Here is a 1,748-nt window from a genome sequence, read left to right as displayed (position 1 = left end):
TAGCTTACGCAATTCAGCCATCGATACCCCTTAGTTGGTCGAGCTGTGATCTAACAGCAAGACACTCAGGGGTTATTTTTTTTGGAACAGCTCAAAGGCTTGTCCCAGCTAAATACTAGTTGTCTGACGTCTTAGCAACTGGTCTTACCGTGAAGTTATACCATTGGTTGAAGTTCCGAAAACCCTTAGGTATACAGCCCTAGGGCAAACGCATCTAATAATTTTTTGAGTGCTATATTATAGTATTTTATAAATTAAAAAAACACTATATGTGGAAAGTATCTTCTCAACAAGCACCATAAGCCAGGGTTTATTGATAACTATCCCCGGTTACCCAACAAGATGCGTTTGCCCTGAGCTTGCTGGTCACCCCTTCGTTGTCACACAAGGCGATATTTGTATAATTCCCTGTAGATTTGATTGCACTGGGAAAGAAGATCCTCAAAGCGCTCCGGGATGGCATCGCTTTTGGGTTTGTAGGGGTGAAACCCGGTTGAGTTTCTCACCGTGTCATACCACTGATATTGACACCAAATATCAGTGGTTGGGTTGCCTTTAGACCAATTTAACATCGCATCTGTAAATTCAACCTCTACCGCTTCGCAGAGCAAGGACAAAGTATGGCGTGGGTTTTCCTGTAGGTCACGGGCATCGATTACCGGCGGAATGACACCTGAATAGTCACGGACTATTTCAAACAATTGCTTAAGTCGTGGCATCCCTATGGTTTCCAATGTCGGATTAGGCCATAGCCGAAGATAAGATAGGAGCATCTCCCGAGGTTCACGAATCAGAAAGCAGTTGGTCAATTGGGGAACCCAACTAATGTCGATATGGGGTAGGAGTCGATAGATCATAAACTTTTGGTAATAGATCGATTTGTCGTTTGGTATTGACCCGGTCGTCACTTGCTCTACAATCTTGACCCAGTCTGTTTCATAACGGTTGAGCACTTCTTCCATTCCCGGGTCTTTCCGACCAGTGACTGAAAGATAATGTGGATAAAACGGCTCGTCTTGCACAAAGGTATCTGGGCGATTTCCCCAAGAACGTAGTAGAACTGTCGAAAGACATCGTGGACTAGCCCACATGGCGATGCGTTTCAGTTGATTTGCCACTAAATTAATCTCCTTTCCTGGAATCAAGCAATGCTAAGATTTAGCAATTATCAAGCGTCAATCATCAATAATTAAGAAGCATACCATTTTTGTACATAACACTTTTAATTATGGTTTTAAACCCTAGTATTATCGTTAATTTTAGGGATAGATTTCCCAAATTTGGATGTTCCCATCAATATATCACTTACGGCTTGTAAAAAAAAAAATTATGGTAATAAAATTATGACAAGGATTCAAAGATCAGAGCCGGAGTAATCACATAAGGAGCCAAAAGATTCATAGCGTGCAAGTGTTGGGAGGGTCAGGAGGGTAACAAAACCATCCACAAGCAACACGAACAACTAAATCTGTTGATGAACCGCCTAGATGAAAAGTAACGGCCACTATCTCCAATTCTGAAGTGTACCAGCCTGTCAGGTCTAACTGGTTGATTTGGACGGTGATGTTGCTAATTTCGCTAGATTGGGATGTAATAATAGGGTAAAACAAGCTATCATAACATGTAAGCATTCAGCCGTCAGCTTTCAGCGGTCAGCGATTAGCGCTACCTTACAGGGTCGAAGCCTGTGCCACGCTACTGTTCGCGCAGCACCTCAAGTAGCGCAATCGGTGCTTTTGAATGAAAGA

1 protein-coding gene is annotated in these 1,748 nt (G+C 42.7%); it reads right to left on the bottom strand.

Annotated elements, in window-relative coordinates; genetic code table 11:
* Positions 1 to 380: 380 nt before the first annotated feature.
* Entirely contained in the window at positions 381 to 1,118 is a 738-nt protein-coding gene (locus tag F6K46_RS00700; protein ID WP_293054988.1) for a hypothetical protein, read from the bottom strand.
* Positions 1,119 to 1,748 lie beyond the last annotated feature (630 nt).

The organism is Moorena sp. SIO3E8 (genome assembly GCF_010692445.1).
In the GTDB taxonomy this organism is placed as follows: domain Bacteria; phylum Cyanobacteriota; class Cyanobacteriia; order Cyanobacteriales; family Coleofasciculaceae; genus Moorena; species Moorena bouillonii.
The sequence above is the reverse complement of the archived record's forward strand: the minus strand, read 5'-3'. Positions and strand labels throughout refer to the sequence as shown.